Raw genomic sequence first — 2,049 nt, 5'->3', positions numbered from 1 at the left:
CGGCGTGCGGCCGCGACCTCGACCGCGACCGGGGGCACCCCGAGCCGCCGCAAGCCCAAGCAGCGTAAGAACAGGACGATGCTGTGGACGGCCGGCACCATCGGCCTCGCGGTCATCGCCGGCGGTGTCGGCGGCTACGCCGCCTTCCACCACTCCGGCACCGTGGTCCACGCCGTGGACGTCGGCAACGCGGGCAGCGCGGCCTTCTCCACCACCGGCCAGATGAACGTACTGATGCTGGGCACCGACAGCCGGGCCGGCCTCGGCCACGAGCACGGCACCCCGGCCGCGACCGGGCAGGCCGACACCGCGGTGCTGCTGCACCTGTCGGCCGACCGCAGCAACGCCACCGCGGTGAGCATCCCGCCCAACCTGGTCACCGATGTGCCCGAGTGCCCGGTGGGCGACACCGTGGTGAAGGGCGCGAGCGGGCAGCAGTTCTCGACGGTGCTCGCCGGGCGCGACCCCGGCTGCGCGATGCGGCTGGTCACGCAGCTCACCGGGGTGCGGGTGGACCACTTCCTGATGGTGGACTTCGCAGCGGTGCAGAAGCTGACCACGGCGCTCGGCGGCGTGGAGATGTGCCTCAAGGAACCGCTGCGCGACCCGGCGTCCGGTCTGTCGCTGGGCGCGGGCAAGCAGAAGGTGGCGGGCGCGCAGGCGATGGCGCTGGTGCGGGCCGAGAAGGAGTTGCCCGGCTCGTCGGGCGTGCCCGCCGGCAGTGATCTGGCCCGGGTGCAGGTGCAGGAGCAGTTCCTGGCCGCGCTGTTCCGTACCGCCACCTCGGGCGCGACCCTGACCGATCCGAAGAAACTCACGGCGTTGGCCACCACGGCCGCGCGCGTGCTGACCGTGGACACCCCGATCGGCAGCGTCAGCGCACTGGACGACCTGGCGAGGGAGTTCGGCAAGGTCGACCGGAAGCACTTCACGTTCGCCGAGTTGCCGGTGAAGGACGATCCGGCCGACAGCACGCACCGCACGGTCGTCCTCGACCAGGCGAAGTCGACGCAGCTCTTCGACGTGGTCAAGCAGGACATCTCGCTGTCGCGCGGCCCGGTCGGGACCGACCCCAAGCTGGTCGGCCCCAAGGCCACCCCGCACGACACGCGCGTGACCGTGTACAACGGCACCGGCTCCTTCGGCGCGTCCCAGGACGTGCTCCTCTGGCTGCAGAACGACAAGGGCGTCAACCGCTCCGCCAACGGCGGCGACTCCTCGCAGCACCCCGCGAAGACGACCCTGCGGTACGCCCCGAACCAGGCCGACCAGGCCCGCTCGCTGGCCGCGATGATGGGCCTGCCCGCCTCGGCCCTGATCGAGGGCACCAAGGACGTGCCGCCGCTCACGTACATGTCGCTCACCCTGGGCGCGGACTACAGCAAACCGGGCACGCCGATCGCGCTGCCCACCACGCCGCCCAAGGGCCTGAAGTCGATCACCGCGGACGACACCTCCTGCGTGGGATAGATCACACTCCCGAATGTCCGGCGATCACCCATGTGTCCGGTCCCGAGACCTCGTTGACGGCGACGGGGCGGGCCGGCGGGGATTTCGGGTGCCCGGAGCCCGTGAGATATGGGGCGCTGGTGTGAAAGCATCACCCGACATCGGCAGCGCTACGCTGACCGTCGGCGTCGGCCGCGAGGGCGCGGTCCGGCCGGTGGTAGGGGATGTGCGGTGCCCGCGGTACGCGAAGTGCCCGCCGGTTCACACCCGGTGGGCGCGCACGGTGTGTACGGTGCGTCACGCGCGCGGCTGCCCGGGGGGACCAGGCGGCACATCGCACGCCGTGGTGGGTCACAGCAAGTCACAGGTGCCGGGTGCAACTATGGCCGGTACCTGACCGTCTGACACAGGGACGGTCTGAGAAGACGGTCTGAAAAGCAGACGCGAAGACAGGATGACGGCTGGCACAGCCGGACCGGTGACAGTGGAGGAGCCCGTATGCGCGACGGCAGGGCGGGAGGGCCCGGATACGGCGCCGCTTCCAACCCCGGCGGCCCGGACTGGGATCAGGGCTCCTATCACGACGGCTACCAGCAGGAC

At 71.2% G+C, this 2,049-nt stretch carries 1 protein-coding gene; it reads left to right on the top strand.

Annotation, left to right across the window (positions count from 1 at the left end; all coding sequences use genetic code 11):
• Positions 1-1,470: LCP family protein (locus tag AC13HU_RS36250; RefSeq protein WP_483046248.1), on the top strand; the 1,470-nt coding region annotated here is incomplete at its 5' end.
• Positions 1,471-2,049 lie beyond the last annotated feature (579 nt).

Source organism: Streptomyces sp. NH27 (genome assembly GCF_056859195.1).
Note: the sequence above shows the minus strand (reverse complement) of the source record. Positions and strands in the feature narration are given on the sequence as shown.